The sequence below is a fragment of the Amycolatopsis sp. NPDC049159 genome, from assembly GCF_040648295.1.
GTDB classification, from domain to species: domain Bacteria; phylum Actinomycetota; class Actinomycetes; order Mycobacteriales; family Pseudonocardiaceae; genus Amycolatopsis; species Amycolatopsis pretoriensis_A.
In genome coordinates this window covers 1-21718 of sequence record NZ_JBEZDL010000050.1, presented here as the reverse complement: position 1 = coordinate 21718, position 21718 = coordinate 1, and the positions used below count along the sequence as shown (strand labels likewise).

The following is a 21718-nucleotide window of genomic DNA, read 5'->3' as shown; positions in this document are numbered from 1 at the left end:
CGCGGCGCGGCCCACTTCGGTGAGCTCGCCGGTTTCGGCGACCCAGCCGCGGGCGCGCAGGTCGACGACGGGGTGGGGGTCAGCAGTGGCCGAGGTCGGCCCACTGGGCGGTGAGGCCGGGCTCGGAGCCCTGGGTCCACCAGTTCGCCTGCCAGAGGTGGGCGCTGTGCTTCACGCGCTGCCCGCCGAGGTACACCGTGCCCCAGTCCCATTCCGGCGCCGTCGAGCAGTCGGCGGGCTGGGACGGCGTGGTCGGGGTCGTGGGCGTCGTCGGGGTGGTCGGCTTGGTGGTCGTGGTCGCCGGCGGGCCGGTCGGGGTGGTGCACCCGGTGACGGTGTCCACATGGGACGTTCCGGCGGTCCGGTACTGCGCGGCTTTCGCGGTGGCGTCGGAAGGCGCGACGACCTGGTTGCCCGCGTAGTAGGTCCAGTCCACCTGCTCGGTGTAGACGCTGTTCCCGCTCGTGTGGCCCGCGGTGTCGATGAACCACATGTTGTAGTTGATCGACATCGGCGTCCGCGGGTAGACGGGGTTCCCTTGGGCGTCGGTGGTGTGGTCGGCGGTCAGGACGCCGTCGATGTAGTACTTGACGTGCCCGCCGGAGACCTGCGTGACGATGTCGTGCCAGCCGGCCAGGCTGCGGTTCTGCGCGGTGGACGTGCGCAGGCCGTCCCAGGTGGGGTTGTTCCAGTAGGTGTACCAGCTGGTCTGGTAGTTCGCCTGCGAGCCGCCCCAGCCGCCGTTGGGGAGGTATTCGGAGAAGTCCAGCTCGCTGTAGAGCGGGTCGCGGTCGTACCGCAGCGGCGAGATCGTGAAGTAGGTTTCGTTGACGTGGTCGCCGTCGGTACCGCTGTCCGGCGCATCGGTGAAGCGAACCCGGCTGGCGTACGTGCCTTCGAAGAACCGCAACTGGTTCTGGTACATCTCGGCGTGCGTGGTGCCGTTCGCGGAGCCGTCGGTGGAGGCGTTGAGCTGCGCGACGCGTTCGCCGTTGACGGTGGGAAAGCTGACGTTGCCGGTCAGCCACCGCGCGCCGGGCACACCGGGGCTGCCGACGTCGTTGCGGGTCGTCCACCCGGCCCCGCTGAAGGCGGAGTCGGTGGGCGAGGCGTAGTGGAAGTCGTCGAAGAGCACACCACAATCAGCTGCCGCGGCGGCCGCAGGGGCGGCGTCGGCCCCACCGGAGAGGATGAGGGCGGTCGCGGCCACGGTGGCCAGGCTGGTGAGGGCTGCGGTGGTGGTCCGGGTGGTACGGGACATGGGTCTCCTCCTGGGATGCCGTCCGCGGGGAGGCCGATTGGTCTAGACGAATCGGGTGGCCAGTACCTTCCTCTTGACCATTGGTCATGTCAATACGGTGATGGAACTTACCTTTGGTAATTTCTAGGCCGGGTCGGGTTCGCTTGACGGGGCGCCGAGCAGCGTGGCTCTCGTGGGTCGTCACGAGCGGTTCTCAGTGCTCAGCCTACGGTCACAACCTCGTCGCAGATATTGTCAACAATTTCATCGACGATTAGTGTGCGACCATCAAGCATGCGAAGCGACGAGGACTGACCTTGATCATCGACTGCCACGGCCACTACACCACCGCACCGCCCGCGCTCGCGGCGTGGCGCGACCAGCAGATCGCCGCACTGGACGGCTCCGCGACCGCGCCCCTGCGCGCCGACCTGCGGATCAGCGACGACGAGCTGCGCGAGACCATCGAGCCGAACCAGCTGAAGCTGATGGACGAGCGCGGGATCGACCTGACGATCTTCTCGCCCCGCGCGTCGTTCATGGCCCACCACGTCGGCGGCTTCGAGACGTCGGCGGAGTGGGCCGCCATCTGCAACGAGCTCTGCCACCGCGTCAGCGCGCTCTACCCGGACCGCTTCGCCCCCGCGGCGATGCTCCCGCAGTCCCCGGGCGTCGACCCGGCCACCTGCCTCCCCGAGCTGACCCGCTGCGTCGAGGAGTACGGCGCTGTCGCGCTGAACCTCAACCCCGACCCCAGTGGCGGCCACTGGACGGCCCCGCCGCTCACCGACCGGTCGTGGTACCCCGTCTACGAAAAGATGGTCGAATACGACATCCCGGCCATGGTGCACGTCTCCACCAGCGTCAACCCGGCGTTCCACACGACCGGCGCGCACTACCTCAACGCCGACACGACCGCGTTCATGCAGCTCGTGCAGGGCGACCTGTTCACCGACTTCCCGACGCTGCGGCTGATCATCCCGCACGGCGGCGGCGCGGTGCCCTACCACTGGGGCCGGTTCCGCGGCCTCGCGATGGCGCTGGGCAAGCCGGAGCTCGAGGAACACGTGCTGGGCAACGTCTTCTTCGACACCTGCGTCTACCACCAGCCGGGGTCGGACCTGGTCTTCGACGTCATCCCGGCACGCAACATCCTCTTCGCGTCCGAGATGATCGGTGCGGTCCGCAGCGTCGACCCGCGCACCGGCCACCACTTCGACGACACCCGCCGCTACGCCGAAGCCTCGCGACTGTCCGAAACGGACTGGGCGGCGATCCGGGAGCACAACGCCCGCACCGTCTACCCGCGCCTGGACGCTCTGCTGAAGGGGCAAGGCCGGTGACCGCGCCGAAGACGCCGGGCTGGCTGGACTGGTACGCCGATCCGTCCACGCCGGACTTCACGCTGCCGCCGGGCACGGTCGACGCGCACTGCCACGTTTTCGGCCCGCAGGCGAAGTTCCCGTTCGCGCCCGAGCGCAAGTACACCCCGTGCGACGCGAGCAGGGACCAGCTCTTCGCGCTGCGCGACCACCTCGGCGTGTCCCGCAACGTCATCGTGCAGGCCACCTGTCACGGCGCCGACAACTCCGCGATGCTCGACGCGGTCCGGGCGGCCGGCGGACGGGCACGCGGCGTCGCGACCGTGCGGCCGGACATCGGGGAAGCAAAACTGCGCGAGCTCCACGCGGCGGGCGTCCGGGGCGTGCGCTTCAACTTCGTCAAACGGCTGGTGGACGCCGCGCCGACGGCAGAACTCACCGCGATCGCGAAGAAGATCGCCCCGCTCGGCTGGCACGTCGTGCTGTACTTCGAAGCCGCCGACCTGCCCGAGCTGGAAGACTTCTTCGGCACGCTGCCCGTCCCGCTGGTGATCGACCACATGGGACGGCCGGACGTCACAAAACCTTTGCAGGGAAAAGAGTTCGGCCGGTTCCTGGAGTTCGCCGAGCGCAACGACGTCTGGGTGAAGGTGAGCTGCCCCGAACGGCTCACGGTGACCGGACCCCCAGCACTCGACGGCGAACGGCACGCCTACACCGACGTTGTCCCGTTCGCCCGCCGCGTCGTGACCGAGTTTCCCGACCGGGTGCTGTGGGGGACCGACTGGCCGCACCCGAACCTCAAGAACCACATGCCCGACGACGGGCTCCTGGTCGACCACGTCCCGCTGATCGCGGAAACCGCGGAAGCGCGGCGGAAGCTGCTCGTCGACAACCCGATGCGCCTCTACTGGCCCGGCGAAACCGCCTGAAACCCCTGAAGGGCATGCAATGCAGCACGCCAACGCGCTCAACCGGCTGAACCGCCTGCCGATCTCGCGCTTCCACAAGCTCACCCTGATCGCCGTCTCGTTCGCGTACTTCTTCGAGTTCGCGGACATCAACAGCTTCGCCACGACCGCGCCCAAGCTCATCAAGCTCTGGGGTGTGACGGTCAACCAGGTCGCCTACGTGACCTCGCTGTCGTTCGTGGGGATGTTCTTCGGCTCGATCGTCGCGAGCACGCTCGCCGACCGCTGGGGCCGGAAGAACGCTCTCATGTGGACGACCGTCTGGTTCGGGATTTTCTCTTTTGCCGCAGTGTTTTCCTGGGACATCGTGTCGCTGGGCGTGTTCCGCGTCCTCACTTCGGCCGGCCTCTCGGCGATGACCGTCGTCGCGGTCATCTACGTCAACGAGCTCTACCCGGCGGCCAACCGCGGCAAGTACCAGGCGTACGCGATCGTGATCGGCATCTGCGGCACGCCGGTGACCAACCTGATCGCGAGCGTCGTCGTGCCGCTCGGGAACTGGGAGTGGCGGCTGGTTTACCTGTGGGGCGCGCTCGGTGTCCTGCTCGTGCTGTTCACCCGGCAGCTGAAGGAATCGCCGCGCTGGTACGAAAGCCGGGGCGAGCACGCGAAGGCCGACGCGGTGCTGCGCGAGATCGAGACGCTCGTCGCGGCCGAGAAGGGACCGCTGCCGGAGCCGGCGCCGCCGATCGAGGAAGCCCCGGTGGCCAAGGCGCCGCTGCGGTTGCTGCTGCGCAAGAAGTACCTGCTGCCGACGCTGCTGCTCACGGTCCTGTGGGTCACGCAGACGATCGGGTTCTTCGGGTATTCGAGCTGGGCGCCGACGTTGCTGGCCAAGGAAGGCTTCAGCGTCGAGAAGTCGGTGTTTTACGTGGCGCTGACGACGATCGGCGCGCCGCTGGGGTCGTACCTGGCGGCTCTCGTCACCGACCGCTTCGAGCGCAAGTGGTGCCTGGTCGCGTTCGGCGGGATCATCGCGCTGTGCGGCCTGTTCTACGGGCTGACGTTCAACCCGGTCCTGATCGTGGTCTTCGGCTTCCTGGTCAACATGTTCGAGCGCGGCTACACGGCACTCGGGTACGCGTATTCGCCGGAGCTGTTCGACACCCGCGGCCGGTCGCTGGGCACGGGCGTGTCGTACGGCCTCGGTCGCCTGTCCAACGCAGCCGGCCCGCTGATCGTGGCGTCGCTGTACAACGGCAGCGGCTACCAGAGCGTGTTCTTCTTCATCGCGGGAACGTGGCTGGTCGGCGCGGTGGTGCTGGCGCTGTTCGGGCCGCGGACACGCCAGGCCCGGCTCAAGTCGACCGCCGCCGAACCCGCCGGCGTCTGACAGGCTGGGGCGACCTTCCACCGTGCGGTCCGGCGGGGGCGTCAGCGCAGGTCAGGCGGCCTGCAGGACCGTCGGTACCAGCGCCGTCCGCCGGACCAGCGCGACCATCGCCGTGTTCAGCAGGCTCGCCACCGCGAAGACCAGGGAGTCCGAAGTGGACAGTCCACTCGTGACCAGGACGCCGCCGAGCCAGGGACCGAACACCGCACCGAGGCGGCGGTCGGCAGCGAAGGCGTCCGAACCTGTCAACAATCCTGTGAACCAGCTATGAACCGAAGCTGGTCCCGAGCCGCGGCGGCAACGTCGGCCCGGACATCGAGTTCCCCGAGCATCTCGGCAGCGGCGGCCATCTCGGCGGTGCGGCGGACGGCGTGCCGGTAGGAGCCGGTGACGAGCCGATCCACGGTGCCGGCTCCGGCGGCGGTCAATTCCCCGACGATGACGTCACGCAGCCAGTCCTCACAGCCGGCGGCGCGCGCGGCCTGGAGCGCTTCGACCACGGCGGCGGACATGCCTTTGAAGAAGACGCTGCGGAGCAGCTTCCGCTCGGCGGCGACCCCGGCCTCCCCGGGGAGCACGTCGATGGCGGCCCCAAACCCGTTCAAGGTGGCGGCGACGGCTTCGGCGGCATTTCCGCTGGTCAGCATGGGAACGCTCAGGCCTCGGCCGGGGACCGGAGCCATGATCGCAACGTCGGCGAAGGGGACGCCATGCTCGGCGGCGAGGGCGGCCAGCCGGCGTTTGGTACCGGGGGAGGCGGTGTTCAGATCGGCCCAGACCGCGCCGGGCCTCAGTCCGGCGAGCCCGGCTCGCAGGGCGTCGAGCGCTGCGGACGCGCTGTTGACGCTCAGGACGAGATCGGCCCCATCGGCAGCTTCAGCTTCCGACCCGGTGAGGATGACGCCCGCAATGGCGGCGCCGGTGCCCGCCTCGCCGGCAGCGGCGCCCAGTCGGCCGGTGGTGATGCCTGCCGGGGCAGCACTGGCACCTGCTCCGCTGGCAGTTGCACCTGTCGTGTCGGTAGTGGCGCTGGGCCTGCTGGGGGTGATGTCCGGCGGAGCGGTGGTGGCACCTGCTCCACCGGCAGTGGCACCTGCCGGGGCCGTGGTGGCGCCCGGCTTGCTGGTGGTGCTCGCCGGGGCGGTACTGGCCTCCGCTCCGCTGGCGGTGGCACCTGTCGTGTCGGTGGTGGCGCCGGGCCTGCTGGTCGGCGGAGCGGTAGCGGCAGCCACTCCGCTGACGGTGGCTCCTGGTTCGCTAGCGCCGGTAAGTGCGGCGGCACCCGGCCCGCTGGCGATGGCGACCGCTGGGTCGGTGACAGCCCCTGTCGCGTAGGCGATGGCACCCAGGACGGCGGCCGTGGTGCCCAGCTCGGGGGCGGTCGTGTCGCTCGATCCGCTGGTGGCGGTGCCTGCCGAGGCGGCGGTGACCGCCGGGTCGTAGGCGCGCACCACCGCTCCGGCGGCCGCCAGGTCGCGGGCCAGATGGCCGCCCGCTTCACCCAATCCGAGTACCGCGATGGTTCCGGGCATAGCAGAATCCTCCTCGCCAGCTACGATCGAGTACACGATGTGCTCGACAAAATTGTCAACAAAATCGGAGTCGAGGGTATGACCGAGAGTGCTGCGGACCGGCAGCCGGGGGAGCGTTCGGTGGTGGCGGCCATTCGGGACGCCATCGTCCGCGGCGAGTTCGTGCCCAACCAGCGGCTGGTCGAGGCCGACCTGTCCGCGCAGTTCGCCGCGAGCCGCGCGACCGTGCGGGCCGCGTTGATCGAGCTCACCAACGAGGGGCTCGTCGAACGCGTGCAGAACCGCGGGGCCCGGGTGCGCGCGGTTTCGCTCGAAGAGGCCGTCGAGATCTCCGAGGTCCGGATGATGCTGGAATCGCTGTGCGCGGCGAAGGCGGCCGAGCGCGTTTCCGATGCCGAGGTCGGGGAGCTGCGCGAACTCGGCGAGCTCATGCACCAGGCCGTCGCGAGCGGGGATGTGGTCGGGTACTCCGGCCTCAACCAGCGCCTGCACCGGCGGGTCCGCGAGATCAGCGGGCAGCGGACCGCGGCGCAGGTACTCGAACGGCTGCGCGGGCAGAGCGTCCGGCACCAGTTCCGGCTGGCGATGCGACCGGGGCGGCCGCAGGTCTCGCTGCCGGAGCACCTCGCGATCATCGACGCCATCTGCGCGCACCACCCCGAGCGGGCCGCCGAAGCCGCGCGGGTGCACTTGGGCAGCGTGATCGAAGCACTCAAGGCGGCCGATGCCGAGGTGTCCCTGCTGCACCCCTGACCCGGGGCTGCCGATCGAGGTGCTCGACCGGGCCGCTGGCCGAGGCAGCCGCCGGGGTGCTGATCGAGTCCGCCGGCCGAAGCTTCGGCCTGAGCCGCCGGCGGCGGCTCCTGGCCGAGGTCGCTGGCCAAGGCCAACAACCGAGCCCCTGACCGGGCTATCGACTGAGCCGTGGACCGGATACCTCCGCCGAAGTCGCGACCGAGGTCCTGCACAAAAACCCCACACAGACCGTCGCCAAGATTGTTGACAATCTTGGCGACCGAAACGTACGGTGGCAAGCATGAAGCCCGTCATCGTCACCGACCCGCCGCGCGCCGACCTCGAACAAGTGACGCGCCTGGCTGACTACGGTGTCGCCACCGTGCACGAGGCCCTCGGCCGCTCCGGGCTTCTCGGGCCCGGGCTGCGGCCCATCCAAGACGGCGTGCGCGTCGGCGGTACCGCCGTCACCGCGCTCTGCTGGCCCGGGGACAACCTCATGATCCACGCGGCCGTCGAGCAGTGCCGTGAAGGCGACGTCCTCGTCGTCACCACCACTTCACCTTGCAGCGACGGGCTCTTCGGCGAACTCTTCGCGACCGCGCTGCGCCACCGCGGGGTGCGCGGCCTGGTCACCACCACCGGCGTCCGTGACGTCGCCGACCTGCGCGCCCTCGGCTTCCCCGTGTGGTCGGCCGCCGTCAGTGCACAGGGAACCGTCAAGGCCACCGCCGGTGCGGTCAACGTCCCCGTCGCCATCGGCGGTCAGCTCATCCGCCCCGGGGACGCCATCCTGGCCGACGACGACGGCGTCATGCGCGTCCGTCGCGAGGATGTCCAAACCGGACTCGACGCGGCGAAAGCGCGCCTGGAAAAGGAAGCCGCCGCCCGCGAGGCCTTCGCGACCGGTCAGCTCGGCCTGGATCGCTATGGCCTGCGCGAAAAGCTCGACGCCCTCGGCGTCCGGTACCTGACCGCCGAGGAGTACGAAAAGGAGCAGGCATGACCGGCGTGCGCTGCATGCTCATGCGCGGCGGGACGTCGAAAGGCGCCTACTTCCTCGCCGGCGACCTGCCCGCCGACCCCGCCGCCCGCGACGACCTGCTGCTGCGGATCATGGGCACCCCCGACCCGCGCCAGATCGACGGGCTGGGCGGCGCCCAGCCGGTCACCAGCAAGGTCGCGATCGTCTCCGCCGCCGACGATCCCGGGCACGACATCGACTACTTGTTCCTGCAGCTCGGCGTCGAAGAAGCGACCGTCTCCGACCGGCAGACCTGCGGCAACCTCCTGGCCGGCGTCGGGCAGTTCGCCGTCGAGCGGGGTCTGGTACCCGCCGGCGACGAACGCACCACCGTGCGCGTGCGGCTGGTCAACACCGGCACCATCGCCGTCTCGACGTTCGCCACTCCCGGCGGTGCGGTCGACTACCGCGGTGACACGGCCATTTCCGGCGTCCCCGGCACCGCCGCCCCGGTCGAGCTGGACTTCACCGAAACCGAAGGGTCCGTCTGCGGCAGCCTGCTGCCGACCGGCAACGTCCGTGACGACGTCGGCGGCATCGCGGTGTCCTGTGTGGACAACGGGATGCCGGTCGTCGTCGCACGCGCCGAAGACTTCGGCATCACCGGGTACGAGCCGGTCGAGGAGCTCGCCGGCGCCGAACTCGCCGGGCGGATCGACGCCCTGCGCGTCGAAGCCGGGAAGCTGATGGGCCTCGGCGACGTCCGTGGCAGCTCGGTCCCGAAGACGACGCTGGTCGCCGCGCCCCGCGACGGTGGCGCCGTCTGCACCCGGACGTTCATCCCGGTCAAGCCGCACCCGTCGATCGGGGTGCTCGGTGGCGTCAGCGTCGTCACGGCGTTGCTGCTCGACGGCGCCGTCGGCCACGAGCTGCTCGAAACCGGCGATGGACCGGTCGAGATCGAGCACCCGAGCGGCAAGCTCGCCGTGGCGATCGAGTTCGACGGGTCCCGCGTCCGCCGCTCGACGGTCATCCGGACCGCGCGGAAGTTGTTCGACGGCACCGTTTTCCCGCGTTCCTGAGGAGCCGGCCATGCCCGACCCCTCGCCGCGCCACGAAATCGCGCACCTCGGCCACGTCGAGCTGCGCACACCGGAGCCGGAAAAGAGCCTCGACTTCTTCGTCCGCGTGCTGGGCCTGACCGAGAACGGCGCCGACGGCGGCTCGGTCTACCTGCGCACCTGGGACGACTACGAGCACCACAGCCTGAAGCTCACCGCGGCGAAGACGTCCGGGGTCGGCCGGACGGCGTTGCGCGCGTCGAGCGAAGAAGCCCTCAAGCGCCGCGTGGTCGCGCTGGAGGAACGCGGACTCGGCGTCGGCTGGGTCGACGGCGACACCGGGATCGGCCCGACGTACCTGTTCCGCGACCCGGACGGCCACGAACTCGAGCTGTACTGGGAAACCGAGCGCTACGCCCCGCCGGAACACCTGCGCCCCGCGTTGAAGAACCAGGCGCAGGCGTACCCCGGGCGCGGGGTCGGGGTCCGCCGCCTCGACCACGTCAACTACCTGGCGAAGGAAGCGGAAGCCAACGGGCGCTTCGTCTGCGACGCGCTCGGCGGCCGGGTCACCGAACAGATCCAGCTGGACAGCGGCGTGATTTCCGGGCAGTGGACGCACTTCGCGCAGAAGTCCTACGACATCGTCTACACCACCGACTGGACGGGCTCGCGCGGGCGCCTGCACCACATCGCCTTCGCGACCGACACCCGCGAAGACATCCTGCGCGCGGCGGACATCGCGCTCGACAACGGCGTGCACATCGAAACCGGGCCGCACAAGCACGCGATCCAGCAGACGTTCTTCCTCTACGTCCACGAACCGGGCGGCAACCGGATCGAGCTGTGCAACCCGACCGGACGGCTGATCTTCGCGCCGGACTGGGAACCGGTCACCTGGACCGAAGCCGAGCGTGCCAAGGGGCAGGCGTGGGGACTGAAGACGATCGAGTCGTTCCACACACACGGAACTCCGCCGGTGGCGTAGAGACGGCTCCAGGCACTACGCTGAGCGTTTCAGGCGGCGCTCTCCGTGACAGCCTGGGGGTGGGGGATGGCCGGAACGTGGTCGGCGTTCGCAGTGCGCGGGTTCCGGGTGGTGTGGCTCGCGGGCCTGCTTTCGGTGGCCGGGGACCAGCTCGCGCGCGTCGCGCTGTCGATCCTCGTGTACCAGCGCACCGGATCGGCGGCGCTGAGCGCGGCGACGTACGCGCTTTCGATGCTGCCCGCGCTCGTCTCGGGTGCGCTGCTTTCGTGGCTGGCCGACCGGTTTCCCCGGCGCCAGGTCATGGTGGTGTGCGACGTCGTGCGGGCGCTGCTCGTGGCGGTGATGGCCGTGCCTTCGACGCCGCTGCCGTTGATGGCCGGGTTGCTGGTGCTCGTCCAACTGGCCGAAGCGCCGTTTTCCGCGGCGCAGGGCGCGGTGCTGCCGGAGCTGCTGGGGGCGCGGTACGAAGCGGGCCAGGCGGTGCAGCAGGTGACCACACAACTCTGTCTGGTGCTGGGGTTCGCGGTGGCCGCGTTCGTGGTCGCCGGGGTCGGCGCGCACACCGCGCTGGCGATCGACGCCGCCACCTTCGCCGTTTCCGCGCTGCTGATCCGCGCGGGGCTGGGCGTCCACCCGCCGCCGGGTGGCCGGGTCCGGAGCGGGACGTCGTGGTGGCGGCAGGTCGCCGCGGGCGCGCTCGCCGTCCGCCGCGACCGGACGCTCGCGACGCTGGTGTGGCTGGGCTGGCTGGCGTTGTTCACCGTCGTCCCCGAAGGGCTCGCGGTGCCGTTCGCCAGGGAAGTCGGCGTGGGCGGCGGTTGGATCGGCGTGCTCCTCGCCGCGGAACCGGCGGGCGCGGTCGCCGGTGCGCTGCTGTTGCGGCTGGTCGCGCGCCGGGTGCGGGTGCGCGCGCTGGGCGTGCTCGCGGTCGGGACGTCGGCGCCGCTCGTGGCCTACTGGGCCCAGCCCGCGCTGAGCACGGCGCTGGCGCTGCTGTTCCTGTCCGGGATCTGCTCGGCGTACCAGGTCACCGCGGGTGCGACGTTCGTCCAGCTGTCCCCGCCGCCGCTGCGGGGACGGGCCCTCGGTTTCGCGCGGACGGGGATGATCGCCGGGCAGGGGCTCGGGATCGTGCTCGGCGGCGTGCTCGCGCAGCTGGCCGGGGCGGCGACGGCGATCGCCGTGGCGGGCACCGCGGGAGCGCTGGTCGCGCTCGCCGCGGCCGCCGCGTGGTCACGCCGGCGGCCGGACGCGGTCTCGGCCGCGCTGCCGGCCGAAGCCTGACTCGGGTTCACCAGCCTTTGTCGCTCATCGGGCGCTCCTCGTCGGTGCTCGGGGTTGCGGGGTCGGACCTGGGGTTTCACCAGCCCTTGTCGCGCATTGCGTGCTCCTCGTCGGTGGTGGCGGGCAGGGGGAGTGGTGGTGGGGTTCACCAGCCTTTGTCGCTCATCGCTTGCTCCTTTCCGGTGGTCGGGGACGGGCGTGCGGTCGTGGGGGTTCACCAGCCCTTGTCGCTCATCACGCGCTCCTCTTCTCGGTCGCCGGGGGAATGGGGGTCGCGGTGCGGTTTCACCAGCCCTTGTCGCTCATCGGCTCGCCTTTCCGTGCGGTTCGTCCGGTCTCGGATACCCGGAATGCTCCCAGGGGCCCGGTCGGGTCGCGCCGTGGGGAAACGGCTGACACCCGACCGCAACGCGACTACCCTGGGCGAGCAGGTGTTCACCGGGGCGGAGCAGGGCGGGGAGGCGCTGCGATGAGCGGAGGCACGAGCGATCCAGGGGGCTGGGCACCACCGCGGTGGAAGCTGTGGTCGTTGCCCGGGCGGGTGCGCTTCTTCGTGCTGGTGGTCGATGTGGCGGCGCTCGTCGTCCTCGTGCTGTCGGCGCGGGCGGGGCCGACACCCCAGCAGTGGGCGACGGCGGGCTGGCTCGCCGCGGCCGCGCTGCCGCACCTGCACGCTTCGCACCTGATCGAGCAACGGCGTCGCGACCGCTCCGGCTCGCCGTACGTCGACCTCTGCAGCGTCTGGATCTTCGCCGGCGTGCTGGCCTTGCCGCTGGTGCTCGAACTGGCGCTGGTCGCGGTGATCTACGGCCACCGCTGGCTGCTGGTCAACCGCTTCGACCCGGTCCGCCCGCCGCACCGCACGGTGTTCACCGCCGCCACGCTCGCCCTCGCGGCGGCCGCCGCGGCCGGGGTGCTGCGGGCGACCGGCGCCCACGAGCACCTGGCCCACCTCGGCGACGGCGCCCGGCCCGGCTGGGGCGACCTCGCCGCCGTGGTCGGCGCGGGTGCCGTGCAGTGGACGGTCAACACCGCGCTGGTCGGCGCGGTCATCGCCTGGACGGTCACCGTCGACCACCCCCGCCGGCTCCTGGGCAGCGCTTCCGACAACCTTCTCGAGGTCAGCCAGCTGGCGCTCGGCGTGTTCGTCGCGCTCGCCCTGCTGTGGTGGCCGCCCGCGGCGCTGCTGATGATCATCCCGACGTTCGCGCTGCACCAGTGCGTCCAGCTCGACCAGCTCAAGCTCGCCGCGCGCACCGACCAGCGCACCGGGCTGCTCAACGCGATCGCGTGGCACCAGCAGGCCGAACGCGCGCTCGAGCGCGCCCGCGCCACCGGCGGCCGGACCGGGGTGCTGATGATCGACCTCGACTGGTTCAAGCGCATCAACGACACCCACGGCCACCCGGTCGGCGACGACGTCCTCGCCGAGGTGGCGACCGTGCTCGCGAAGACCGTCCGGCGCGGGGACACCGTCGGACGTTACGGCGGGGAGGAGTTCGCCGTGCTGCTGCCCGACGTCGACGAAGCCGAGGTGCGCGCCGTCGCCGAGCGGATCCGCGTGCGGATCCGGGCGCTGCGCATCACCGCGCCGACGGGGGAGCCGGTCGCGCTGTCGGCGACCATCGGCGCGGCCCTGCACCCGGCGGAGCTCGAAGCGGGCCTGGACGGCATCATCCGCGCGGCCGACGACGCCCTGTACGAGGGCAAGAAAGCGGGCCGGGACCGGGTGGCGCTCGCGCTCTGAGGCGGGCCGGTGCGGTGGACGGCCAGGCGGTGCGGGGCTCGCGCTCCGGTCTGGTGCGGTGCTCGGCCAGGCGGTGCGGCGCTCGCGGTGCTCGACCAGGCGGTGTGGCTCGCGGTCCAGGTCGGGTCGGTGGTGGCCACGCTCGGCGCGCGGGGGCTTGCGTCCTGGGTCGGCGCCGCGCACGCCCAGGCGATCCTCGCGCCTTAGCTCGGACTGGTGCCGCGCACGATCAGCCGGTGCGGGGCGACGATCGAGCGTGGTTCCGTCGTCGGCTGCGTCAGCCGGTCCAGGGCGAGTTCCGCGATGCGGTCCTTGTCCGGTGACACCGTCGTGAGCGCCGGGACGCTGTAGCGGCCGTCCTCGATGTCGTCGAAGCCCACCAGCGCCAGCTCGTCCGGTACCGCGATCCCGCGGTCGGCCGCCGCACGCAGCGCGCCCAGGGCCAGCTCGTCGGTGAAGCAGAAGACCGCGTCCGGTGGTTCGGGCAGCTCCAGCAGGTCCAGCATCGCCGCGTGGCCGTCGGCGCGGTGCAGGCGCCGGACCGGGACCTCCAGCTCGGGGACGGCCGGCAGGCCCGCCGCCGCCAGTGCCTCGCGGTAGCCGGTGAGGCGCTGGCGCGCCGTCGCGTTCAGGGAGCGCGGCTGGATGCCCAGTGCCGCGACGCGGCGGCGGCTCGCGCTCAGCAGGTGGCCGGTGGCTTCGCGTGCCGCCGCGACGTTGTCGATCGCGACGTGGTCGACGCCCGCCGTGCCGTCGTGCTCGCCGAGCAGCACCAGCGGGACCGGGTCGGTGCGCGCGGCCAGCTCCGCGGGCGCCACCGCCCACGGGCTGAACAGGACGCCGTCGACCAGCTGGCTGCGCTGCCCGTGCAGCAGCTGCTTCTCGCGCTCGGCGTCGCCGTCGGTCTGGTCGATGAGCACCGTCAGGCCCCGGGCCTCGGCGATGCGCACCGTCCGCGCGGCGAGCTCGGCGAAGTACGGCGAGTCGATCTCGGGGATCACCAGCGCGATCAGCCCGGTCCGGCCGCGCCGCAGCGTCCGGGCGGCCAGGTTGGGCCGGTAGCCGAGCGCGTCGATGCTCGCCTGCACCCGCTCGCGGGTCGCCGGGGCCACGTAGCGGAACCCGTTGACCACGTTGGACACCGTCCGCACGGACACGCCGGCGTGCTCGGCCACGTCGCGCAGTTTCGGGTTCACCCGCGCAGCGTACCTCTTGCAACGTGGCATGCCACGTTGCAAACTGAGGTGCCACGCCGTCGTGCCCGAGGAGGCCAGGATGACCGCGCACCAGACCACCGCCGCCCCGCTGTCCGAGACCGAGCTCGCGGAGCTGACCGAGCGCCTGCGGAGGGACGGCATCATCGGCCTGCCGCAGGCCTTTTCCCGCGACTGGGTCGCCCGCCTCGGCGAGGACATCGACACGGCGTTCGCCGAGGCCCGCGCCCGGCCGGACGGTGCCGTCGGCCGCGGGCCGAACCGCTTCTACGTCGAGATCCACCCGGAGCAGCTGCGCGGGTTCGCCGAGCTGGCGGGCCACCCCTGGATCACGGCCGTCGCCGAAGCGGTGCTGGGGCCGGATTACCGCATCGTCGAGGTCGGCTTCGACGTCCCGCTGGCCGGCGCGGTCGACCAGCCGTGGCACCGGGACTTCCCGATGCCGCCGGAAACCGCCCGCGAGCGCAGGCTGACGTCGCTGGCGGTCAACGTGACCGCGGTCGACACCGAGCCGGACATGGGACCGTTCGAAATCGCGCCCGGTACGCACTGGGACGACGGTGCAGCCTTCGAGCACGGCATGTTCCCGCCGCGCGAGGCCTACCCGCGTTACCGGGAGCTCGCGGCGCGCAAGTTCCCGCGGATGGGGGACATCTCGATCCGCTCGGCGCTGACCGTCCACCGCGGCACGGCCAACCACTCGGCCAAGTCCCGCCCGGTGCTGGTGCTCGGGCTCGACGCGCCGGGCGCGGGCAACGACGCCCGCCACGACACCGCCGTGACGCCGGGGTTCCGGGCGTCGCTGCCGGAATCCGTGCGCGCGCACCTGCCCTGCCCGGTCGTCGACGAGCTGCGGCCGATCACCCAGAAGCACACGATCGAAGGGCTGGTCATGGGGGACGCGGAGTAGCGCCGATGTTTGCCGCGCCGGGACGGGGGCATCAGTGGGCCATGGCTGATGCGGGAATCACCGAAATGACGGGCCGCGCCGGGGTCATCGCGGGGTTGCGACGCGTGCTGCTGGCGTTCGGCGTCGGCGGCGCGCTGGCGTGCCTCGCCTGGATGGCGTTGTGGCTGGCCATGCACCTGTGACGGGTTCGGCGCCGGCCGGGTCGTCCCGGCCGGCGCCGCGGGCTCACTGGCAGGCTTCGCAGTCCGGGTCGTCGATCCGGCAGGCGGCGCCGTCGGTGAGCTCGAAGTCGAAGTCGTCCAGCGCGGGCACGGCCGGCGCGGTGACTTCTTCCGGGGTGGTGGTGGACATGGCGCTCCCTCGGGGTCGAACGGGTTCTCTTGGGGTGTAGCGCCGAAGATCGACGGGCATTCCGTGACCCGTGCCACAGTCGACATATCGCCCGTCCTGGGCTTGGAGCGTGGTCTTCGTTCGTGACGCGGCCGACCGCCGGATCCGGTGGCTGATGCGGCTCGACCTCAGCGCGTCCGCCGGCGGCTGACCAGGGCGGCGATCGCCACGGCGGCTCCGGCCGCGGCGAAGATCCCGGTCGCGACGGGACTCAGGAACTTCGACAAGCTCGGCGCGCTGCTCGGTCCCAGCAGCCAGGCCGCGACCAGTGCGGCGTAGCCCGCGGTGAGGCCGAAGGCCCACCAGCGCAGGGAATTCTTCGCGCGCAGGGCGCCGACCAGCACGACGGCGATGGGGATGACGGCCAGGAACGCGAACTGGCCGAGCACCATGACGGGAACGGCCCACGCCGCGACGAGCACGGCGATCGAGGTGCGGCGGGCGGGCGTGACGGCGGGGTCGGCGGTGGTCGTGGTCATCGGGTTCTCCTCGTTGGCTCAGCGGTGGCAAGGGTTTCGGCGGTCGGCTCAGCGGCGCCAAAGGGCTTTTGCGGTCTGCGCGAGGTCGGCAGACTTGGCGGTGGCAGGTTTCCGCGGTCTGTGTGAGGTCGCGGGCTCAGCAGTGCTCAGGGTTTCGGTGGTCTGCTTGGGGCTGGCGTGGTTCAGCGGTCGCAAGCGGCTTCGGTGGCCTGCTCGGGGCCGGCGTGGTTCAGCGGCCGCAACAGGTTTCGGTGGTCTGCGTGAGGCCGGTGTGGCTCGGCGGCGGCAACGTGCTTCGGCGCTTCGGGTGCCTCAGCGGTGGCAGGGGGCTTCGGCGGTCCGCTTGAGGTCGGCCAGCCAGGCGTCCAGCCCGGGAGCCAGGTATTTCATCGCGGTGGCCGGGTCGGCTTCGATCTGCTTGCCCGTCCAGCTCTCCTCCGTGCGGACGAGGACGCCGCCGCGGACGGGGGTGAACGTCCAGACGTGGACGCCGCGGTCGATGCGCAGGCCGTCGCCGATTGCCGGGCCGCTCCAGCGGATGCAGTGGCCCGGCTGGACCTGGTGGACCGTCGAGGTGATGACCAGTGTGGTCGCCGGCGTCGCGGGGGTGGCCGGGACCGGGGTCGTCCACCGGAACCGCGAACCCGGGCGCAGCGGGCCGGGGTCGAGCCGTTTCGCGGTGCTGACGGCGCTCTGCCACGAAGGCCAGCCCGCGACGTCGGTGTGCAAGTTCCAGACGGCCCCGGGCGACGCCTTGACCAGCGTCTCGGTCCGGTAGTGCAGACCGGCGGCTGGGTCGATCCCCTCGCCGCGGCAGGTGACGGCCGTGGGCACCGGCGTCGAAGAGGCCGAGGCGGCGGGAGCGGCGACGCCCAGCAGTCCGGCGGCCAAGGGGAGGGCGAGCAAAGCGGTACGCATGCGGGTCATCGGGTTCTCCTCATTGTTAGTGCCTGTCGTGATGGTTAGAAGCTATAACTAATGTCGAGTGAGTGTCAATAGGAAAAGTGATAGCCTCTAACCGTGACGGAGAGCCCGCGGGAGCGCTACCGCGCCCAAGTGCGTGAAGAGATCAAGCGGCATGCCTGGGAGCAGATCGCCGCCGCCGGCGTGCCCGCGCTGTCGCTCAACGCGATCGCCAAGCAGGTCGGTATGAGCGGCCCGGCGCTGTACCGGTACTTCGGGAGCCGGGACGAGCTGATCACCGCGCTCATCCGGGACGCCTACCGCAGCATCGCCGACGCCGTCCACGGGGCCCGTGGCCAGGGTTTCGCCATGCTGGCCAAGGTGATCCGGGACTGGGCGCGCGCCGACCCGCAGCGGTACTTCCTCATCTACGGCACGCCCGTCCCCGGCTACCACGCCCCCGCGGACACGACGGCGCTCTCGCACGAGGTGATGGCGGTGCTGATCGAAACTTGCTCCGAGTTGCAGGGGCCGGAGGTCCCGGCGCCGTTCGACGATCACCTCGAAACCCATCGCGAGTGGGCGGGCGACAGCGGTGTCCCGAACTGGGTGCTGCACCGCGCGCTGGCGTTCTGGACCCGGCTGCACGGCGTGCTCTCCCTCGAGCTGGCCGGGCACTTCGCCGGCATGAAGTTCGATCCCGACCTGCTGATCGACGAAGAGCTGAACGCGCTCTCCTTCTACTGACCCACGCCGTCCCGAACCCCGGATCCGGCGGCGATGCCGCACGTCCGGGTGAGTAGTCGTCAAATTTCTGAATCATGTCAAGTTCTTGCATGTTGTCTCCTCGTTGTTGCATGCTCTGGAGGCTCGCGCTCCCTCCCCTGCCGCTCTCGACGAAGAGATGACGCCATGACACGCATGCGCTTGCCCCGGCTCCTGGCCGGATTCCTCGCCGTGGGGCTGTCCGTCACCGGGCTCTCCCTCGCCTCCGCCGCCGACAGCCCGCCACCGAGCGCCACAGCCGCGGCGGCCGTCGCCGACGTGCCGCTGACCCGCACGATCTCGGCGAGCAGCGCGCTGCCCGGCTACCCGGTCGGCAACGTCGTCGACGGGAACCAGGCCAGCTACTGGGAATCCGCCGCCAACGCTTTCCCGCAGTGGCTCCAGGCCGACCTCGGCTCGGCGAAGCCGCTCTCGCGGATCGTGCTGAAACTGCCCGCCGCCTGGGAAGCCCGTACCCAGACACTCGCCGTGCGCGGCAGCACCGACGGCACCGCGTTCACCGACCTCGTCGCCTCGGCCGGGTACTCCTTCGCGCCCGGCACGAACACCGTCACCGTCCCGGTCACCGCGACCACCCGGTACGTGCGCCTGCAGATCACCGCGAACACGCAGTGGCCCGCCGCGCAGCTCTCGGAATTCGAGCTGTACGGCCCGGACTCCGGGGACACGCAGGCGCCCACCACGCCCGCGAACCTCGCCCTGACCGAGCCCGGCGCCGGCCAGATCCGGCTGGCGTGGTCGGCCTCGACCGACGACGTCGGCGTCACCGGCTACACCGTCTACCGCGACGGCACGCCGGTCACCACCGTCACCGGCACCACGTTCACCGAGACGCGGCCCGCGGGCACGCGCGTCGAATACTTCGTGCGGGCCAAGGACGCCGCGGGCCACGAGTCCGCCGACAGCGACCACGTCGTGCGCCAGGGCACCCAGGCCGGGCAGAACCTCGCCGCGGGCAAGCCGATCGAGGCGTCTTCGAGCACCTTCTCGTTCGTCGCGGCCAACGCGAACGACAACGACACCGCCACGTACTGGGAATCCGCGGCGGGCTACCCGGACTCGCTGACCGTGAAGCTCGGCGCGGACGCCGACCTCGACGCCGTCGTCGTGAAGCTCAACCCGGACGCGGTCTGGGGCGCGCGGACGCAGAACTTCGAGGTCCTCGGCCGCGGCCAGGGCGCCACGGCGTTCACCTCGCTCAAGCCCCGCGCCGACTACCGCTTCGACCCGGCCGCCGGCCAGAACACGGTGACCGTCCCGATCACCGGACGGGTCGCGGACGTGCGGCTGCAGTTCTTCGCCAACTCCGGCGCCCCGGGCGCGCAGGTCGCGGAGTTGCAGGTGCTCGGCACGCCGGCGCCGAACCCCGACCTGGTCGTCACCGGCACGACCTGGACCCCGGCGAACCCGGACGAGACCAGTCAGGTCGCGGTCTCGGCAACGGTCAAGAACGCGGGTACCGCGGCCGCGCCGGCCACGACCGTCAACGTCGCTCTCGGCGGCACGGTCGTGGGCAACGCCGCGGTCGGCGCGCTCGCCGCGGGGGCGTCGGCCACGGTGACCGTGAACGCGGGCACCCGGCCGCAGGGCAGCTACCGCGTGACCGCGACCGCCGACCCGGCGAACACGGTGGTGGAGCAGAACGACACCAACAACACGTTCACCGCGGCGGCGCCGCTCGTCGTCGCCCAGGCGCCGGGGCCGGACCTCGAGGTCACCGGCATCACGTCGAACCCGGCCAACCCGTCGGCCGGCGCGGCGGTGTCGTTCACCGTGGCCGTGCACAACCGCGGCACCAGCACCGCCGGCGCGTCCGTGACCCGCCTGACCGCGGGGGCGACCACGCTGACCGGCAGCACGCCCGCCGTCGCGGCGGGGTCCACAGTGGACGTCGCCATCGCGGGCACCTGGACCGCGGTCAGCGGCGGCGCGACCCTCACCGCGACCGCCGACGCGACGAACACGGTCGCGGAGACCAACGAGTCCGACAACGCCCTCTCGCGCACGATCGTCGTCGGCCGTGGCGCGGCGCTGCCGTACGCCGAATACGAGGCGGAAGCCGCGCAGTACCAGGGGCAGCTGCTCGAGACCGATCCGCTGCGGACGTTCGGGCACACGAACTTCGCGACCGAGTCCTCGGGCCGTCAGTCGGTGCGGCTGGCCGCTCAGGGCCAGTACGTCGAGGTCACGTCGGTGAACCAGGCGAACTCGATCGTCGTCCGCAACTCCGTGCCCGACGCCCCCGGCGGCGGGGGCCAGGACTTCACGCTCAGCCTGTACGTCAACGGCACCTTCGCGCAGAAGCTGACGCTGTCGTCCACGCACAGCTGGCTCTACGGCACCACCGACGACCCCGAAGGCCTGACGAACACGCCGCAGGCCAACGCGCGGCGGCTGTTCGACGAGTCGCACGCGCTGCTGGCCCAGTCCTACCCGGCGGGCACGAAGTTCAAGCTGCAGCGCGACAACGGCGACAGCGCGCCCTACTACGTCATCGACCTGGTCGACCTCGAGCAGGTCGCGCCTGCGCTGCCGAAGCCCGCCGAATGCACGTCCATCACCGACTACGGCGCCGTGCCGAACGACGGGGTCGACGACGCCCCGGCGATCCAGCGCGCGGTGACCGACGACCAGAACGGCGTCATCGCCTGCGTCTGGATCCCGGAAGGCCAGTGGCGGCAGGAGGCGAAGATCCTGACCGACGACCCGACCGTGCCCAACGGCGGCGGGCAGTACAACCAGGTCGGCATCTCCAACGTGACCGTCCGCGGCGCCGGCATGTGGCGTTCGCAGCTGTACTCGCTGATCCAGCCGCAGGACGCGGGCACCATCAACCACCCGCACGAAGGCAACTTCGGGTTCGACATCGACAAGAACACGCAGATCTCCGACATCGCGATCTTCGGTTCCGGCCGGATCCGCGGCGGTGACGGCAACGCCGAGGGCGGGGTCGGGCTCAACGGCCGCTTCGGCACCGGCACGAAGATCAGAGACGTCTGGATCGAGCACGCGAACGTCGGCGTGTGGGTCGGCCGCGACTACAGCAACAAACCGGAGCTGTGGGGGCCGGCCGACGGGCTCCAGTTCAGCGGCATGCGGATCCGCGACACCTACGCCGACGGCATCAACTTCACCAACGGCACGCGGAACTCGCGGGTGTTCGACTCGTCGTTCCGCACCACCGGCGACGACTCGCTCGCCGTGTGGGCCAACCAGTACGTGAAGGACCCGTCGGTGGACATCGCGCACGACAACGCCTTCACCAACAACACCATCCAGCTCCCGTGGCGCGCCAACGGCATCGCGATCTACGGCGGCTACGGCAACAAGATCGAGAACAACCTGGTGTCCGACACGATGAACTACCCGGGGATCATGCTGGCGACCGACCACGACCCGCTGCCGTTCTCCGGGCAGACGCTGATCGCGAACAACGCCCTGTACCGCTGCGGCGGCGTGTTCTGGGGCGAGCAGCAGAAGTTCGGCGCGATCACGTTCTTCGCGCAGGGCAAGGACATCACCGGGGTGACGCTGCGGGACACGGAGATCCACGACTCCACCTACGACGGCATCCAGTTCAAGACCGGCGGCGGCACGATGAACGTGGCGGTCACGAACGTCAAGATCGACAAGTCGGACAACGGCGCGGGCATCCTGGCGATGAGCGGCGCCCGCGGCAGCGCGACGTTGTCGAACGTGACGATCACGAACTCGTCGGCGGGCAACGTCGTGGTCGAGCCGGGTTCGCAGTTCGTCATCACCGGCGCCCCGTGATCCTGGGCGGCGGCGCCGAGCAGCTCTTCGAGGTCGGCGGCGATCCCGACGGCCTGGCGGGAGGACAGGCCGTAGTCGCCGAGCG

20 protein-coding genes are annotated in these 21718 nt (G+C 71.1%); 13 read left to right on the top strand and 7 right to left on the bottom strand.

Going from position 1 to position 21718, the window contains the following annotated elements; genetic code table 11:
* Positions 1-79: 79 nt before the first annotated feature.
* Entirely contained in the window at positions 80-1261 is a 1182-nt protein-coding gene (locus AB0B33_RS46390) for a carbohydrate-binding protein (RefSeq protein ID WP_360784516.1), read from the bottom strand.
* Between the two features lie 296 nt (positions 1262-1557).
* Here AB0B33_RS46390 and AB0B33_RS46385 point away from each other — a divergent pair, with 296 nt between their 5' ends.
* From AB0B33_RS46385 to AB0B33_RS46375, 3 genes are read left to right on the top strand one after another with little or no spacing between them, the layout of a single operon-like run.
* Entirely contained in the window at positions 1558-2583 is a 1026-nt protein-coding gene (locus tag AB0B33_RS46385) for an amidohydrolase family protein (RefSeq protein WP_360784514.1), read from the top strand.
* Positions 2580-3494 carry an amidohydrolase family protein gene (locus AB0B33_RS46380; RefSeq protein WP_360784511.1) on the top strand — a complete coding sequence of 305 codons (915 nt, stop codon included), beginning with the start codon at positions 2580-2582 and terminating at the stop codon, positions 3492-3494. The genes AB0B33_RS46385 and AB0B33_RS46380 overlap by 4 nt, the downstream gene beginning before the upstream one ends.
* 19 nt (positions 3495-3513) lie before the next feature.
* Positions 3514-4866: an MFS transporter gene (locus AB0B33_RS46375; RefSeq protein WP_360784508.1), complete on the top strand. Its 1353-nt coding sequence runs from the start codon at positions 3514-3516 to the stop codon at positions 4864-4866.
* A gap of 51 nt (positions 4867-4917) precedes the next feature.
* Here the strand turns inward: AB0B33_RS46375 and AB0B33_RS46370 are convergent, their stop codons facing one another.
* Positions 4918-5115 carry a hypothetical protein gene (locus tag AB0B33_RS46370; RefSeq protein ID WP_360784505.1) on the bottom strand — a complete coding sequence of 66 codons (198 nt, stop codon included), beginning with the start codon at positions 5113-5115 and terminating at the stop codon, positions 4918-4920.
* Positions 5112-6398 (bottom strand): DUF1932 domain-containing protein, encoded by a 1287-nt coding sequence (locus tag AB0B33_RS46365; protein WP_360784502.1) that lies wholly within the window; start codon positions 6396-6398, stop codon positions 5112-5114. Before AB0B33_RS46365 ends, AB0B33_RS46370 begins: the two co-directional genes overlap by 4 nt.
* Positions 6399-6476: 78 nt before the next feature.
* Here AB0B33_RS46365 and AB0B33_RS46360 point away from each other — a divergent pair, with 78 nt between their 5' ends.
* The 6 genes from AB0B33_RS46360 to AB0B33_RS46335 all read left to right on the top strand — a co-directional run bounded on the left by AB0B33_RS46360 (position 6477) and on the right by AB0B33_RS46335 (position 13177).
* Positions 6477-7151: a GntR family transcriptional regulator gene (locus AB0B33_RS46360; RefSeq protein ID WP_247024331.1), complete on the top strand. Its 675-nt coding sequence runs from the start codon at positions 6477-6479 to the stop codon at positions 7149-7151.
* Between the two features lie 283 nt (positions 7152-7434).
* Complete coding sequence (locus tag AB0B33_RS46355) at positions 7435-8139, top strand: 4-carboxy-4-hydroxy-2-oxoadipate aldolase/oxaloacetate decarboxylase (RefSeq protein ID WP_360784499.1); 705 nt, start codon at positions 7435-7437, stop codon at positions 8137-8139.
* Complete coding sequence (locus tag AB0B33_RS46350) at positions 8136-9179, top strand: 4-oxalomesaconate tautomerase (protein ID WP_360784496.1); 1044 nt, start codon at positions 8136-8138, stop codon at positions 9177-9179. Before AB0B33_RS46355 ends, AB0B33_RS46350 begins: the two co-directional genes overlap by 4 nt.
* Before the next feature lie 10 nt (positions 9180-9189).
* Positions 9190-10146 (top strand): catechol 2,3-dioxygenase, encoded by a 957-nt coding sequence (locus tag AB0B33_RS46345; protein WP_360784493.1) that lies wholly within the window; start codon positions 9190-9192, stop codon positions 10144-10146.
* 66 nt (positions 10147-10212) lie between these two features.
* The gene (locus AB0B33_RS46340; RefSeq protein WP_360784490.1) at positions 10213-11430 is read left to right on the top strand and encodes an MFS transporter; all 1218 of its coding nucleotides are present in this window, start codon (positions 10213-10215) and stop codon (positions 11428-11430) included.
* A gap of 469 nt (positions 11431-11899) precedes the next feature.
* Entirely contained in the window at positions 11900-13177 is a 1278-nt protein-coding gene (locus AB0B33_RS46335; RefSeq protein ID WP_360784487.1) for a GGDEF domain-containing protein, read from the top strand.
* A 203-nt stretch (positions 13178-13380) separates the two neighbouring features.
* On the opposite strand, the gene AB0B33_RS46330 is transcribed toward AB0B33_RS46335, so the two are convergent.
* Positions 13381-14373, bottom strand: coding sequence for a LacI family DNA-binding transcriptional regulator (locus AB0B33_RS46330; RefSeq protein ID WP_360784485.1), 993 nt, complete (start codon positions 14371-14373; stop codon positions 13381-13383).
* A gap of 79 nt (positions 14374-14452) precedes the next feature.
* On the opposite strand from AB0B33_RS46330, the gene AB0B33_RS46325 reads away from it, so the two are divergent.
* On the top strand, positions 14453-15301 hold the full coding sequence (locus tag AB0B33_RS46325) for a phytanoyl-CoA dioxygenase family protein (RefSeq protein ID WP_360784482.1): 849 nt from the start codon (positions 14453-14455) through the stop codon (positions 15299-15301).
* Positions 15302-15342: 41 nt separating this feature from the next.
* On the top strand, positions 15343-15483 hold the full coding sequence (locus AB0B33_RS46320; protein WP_247024323.1) for a hypothetical protein: 141 nt from the start codon (positions 15343-15345) through the stop codon (positions 15481-15483).
* A 43-nt stretch (positions 15484-15526) separates the two neighbouring features.
* Here the strand turns inward: AB0B33_RS46320 and AB0B33_RS46315 are convergent, their stop codons facing one another.
* The 3 genes from AB0B33_RS46315 to AB0B33_RS46305 all read right to left on the bottom strand — a co-directional run bounded on the left by AB0B33_RS46315 (position 15527) and on the right by AB0B33_RS46305 (position 17097).
* Positions 15527-15652, bottom strand: a complete 126-nt coding sequence (locus tag AB0B33_RS46315; protein ID WP_264086312.1) for a hypothetical protein — start codon at positions 15650-15652, stop codon at positions 15527-15529.
* Between the two features lie 167 nt (positions 15653-15819).
* Complete coding sequence (locus AB0B33_RS46310; RefSeq protein ID WP_360784479.1) at positions 15820-16170, bottom strand: hypothetical protein; 351 nt, start codon at positions 16168-16170, stop codon at positions 15820-15822.
* Positions 16171-16482: 312 nt separating this feature from the next.
* Positions 16483-17097: an SRPBCC family protein gene (locus AB0B33_RS46305; protein ID WP_360784475.1), complete on the bottom strand. Its 615-nt coding sequence runs from the start codon at positions 17095-17097 to the stop codon at positions 16483-16485.
* Positions 17098-17190: 93 nt separating this feature from the next.
* Here AB0B33_RS46305 and AB0B33_RS46300 point away from each other — a divergent pair, with 93 nt between their 5' ends.
* Together AB0B33_RS46300 and AB0B33_RS46295 are read left to right on the top strand one after the other, a co-directional pair.
* The gene (locus tag AB0B33_RS46300) at positions 17191-17820 is read left to right on the top strand and encodes a TetR/AcrR family transcriptional regulator (protein WP_360784472.1); all 630 of its coding nucleotides are present in this window, start codon (positions 17191-17193) and stop codon (positions 17818-17820) included.
* A 165-nt stretch (positions 17821-17985) separates the two neighbouring features.
* Entirely contained in the window at positions 17986-21633 is a 3648-nt protein-coding gene (locus tag AB0B33_RS46295; RefSeq protein ID WP_360784469.1) for a CARDB domain-containing protein, read from the top strand.
* Positions 21634-21718: the final 85 nt, after the last annotated feature.

What these genes read in the sequence shown, in the direction of transcription:
- AB0B33_RS46390 (WP_360784516.1), bottom strand. Translation starts at nt 1,261, where the DNA reads ATGTCCCGTACCACCCGGACCACCACCGCAGCCCTCACCAGCCTGGCC.
- AB0B33_RS46375 (WP_360784508.1), top strand. Translation starts at nt 3,514, where the DNA reads ATGCAGCACGCCAACGCGCTCAACCGGCTGAACCGCCTGCCGATCTCG.
- AB0B33_RS46365 (WP_360784502.1), bottom strand. Translation starts at nt 6,398, where the DNA reads ATGCCCGGAACCATCGCGGTACTCGGATTGGGTGAAGCGGGCGGCCAT.
- AB0B33_RS46360 (WP_247024331.1), top strand. Translation starts at nt 6,477, where the DNA reads ATGACCGAGAGTGCTGCGGACCGGCAGCCGGGGGAGCGTTCGGTGGTG.
- AB0B33_RS46355 (WP_360784499.1), top strand. Translation starts at nt 7,435, where the DNA reads ATGAAGCCCGTCATCGTCACCGACCCGCCGCGCGCCGACCTCGAACAA.
- AB0B33_RS46350 (WP_360784496.1), top strand. Translation starts at nt 8,136, where the DNA reads ATGACCGGCGTGCGCTGCATGCTCATGCGCGGCGGGACGTCGAAAGGC.
- AB0B33_RS46345 (WP_360784493.1), top strand. Translation starts at nt 9,190, where the DNA reads ATGCCCGACCCCTCGCCGCGCCACGAAATCGCGCACCTCGGCCACGTC.
- AB0B33_RS46340 (WP_360784490.1), top strand. Translation starts at nt 10,213, where the DNA reads ATGGCCGGAACGTGGTCGGCGTTCGCAGTGCGCGGGTTCCGGGTGGTG.
- AB0B33_RS46335 (WP_360784487.1), top strand. Translation starts at nt 11,900, where the DNA reads ATGAGCGGAGGCACGAGCGATCCAGGGGGCTGGGCACCACCGCGGTGG.
- AB0B33_RS46325 (WP_360784482.1), top strand. Translation starts at nt 14,453, where the DNA reads ATGACCGCGCACCAGACCACCGCCGCCCCGCTGTCCGAGACCGAGCTC.
- AB0B33_RS46320 (WP_247024323.1), top strand. Translation starts at nt 15,343, where the DNA reads ATGGCTGATGCGGGAATCACCGAAATGACGGGCCGCGCCGGGGTCATC.
- AB0B33_RS46315 (WP_264086312.1), bottom strand. Translation starts at nt 15,652, where the DNA reads ATGTCCACCACCACCCCGGAAGAAGTCACCGCGCCGGCCGTGCCCGCG.
- AB0B33_RS46310 (WP_360784479.1), bottom strand. Translation starts at nt 16,170, where the DNA reads ATGACCACGACCACCGCCGACCCCGCCGTCACGCCCGCCCGCCGCACC.
- AB0B33_RS46305 (WP_360784475.1), bottom strand. Translation starts at nt 17,097, where the DNA reads ATGACCCGCATGCGTACCGCTTTGCTCGCCCTCCCCTTGGCCGCCGGA.
- AB0B33_RS46295 (WP_360784469.1), top strand. Translation starts at nt 17,986, where the DNA reads ATGACACGCATGCGCTTGCCCCGGCTCCTGGCCGGATTCCTCGCCGTG.